Here is a 256-nt window from a genome sequence, read left to right as displayed (position 1 = left end):
CCAGGCCGCGATGCCGTTCTGGCGCTCGGTGGCGGTGAACTTCCGGCGCGCGAACACCGTCGACGCGAGCGCCATGCCGAGCGGCGGCACCATGCCCGAGATCATCACGGCGCCCATGATGTAATACGGGATCGGGTTGTCGGGCGAACCGTCGGCGAGCGATGCGACGGCGAAGGCGTACGCGACCTTGTTGATCGGGCCGCCGAGGTCGAAGCACATCATGAGGCCCAGGATGATGCCGACGACCGGCAGCAGG

The 256-nt window shown here is 68.0% G+C and carries 1 pseudogene; it reads right to left on the bottom strand.

The features are described from left to right. Window positions 1-256, bottom strand: a pseudogene (locus tag SB754_RS21375) (PTS lactose transporter subunit IIC); the annotation flags it as partial.

The organism is Leifsonia sp. SIMBA_070, assembly GCF_046534635.1.
Classification (GTDB): Bacteria; Actinomycetota; Actinomycetes; order Actinomycetales; family Microbacteriaceae; genus Leifsonia.
The sequence above is the reverse complement of the archived record's forward strand: the minus strand, read 5'-3'. Positions and strand labels throughout refer to the sequence as shown.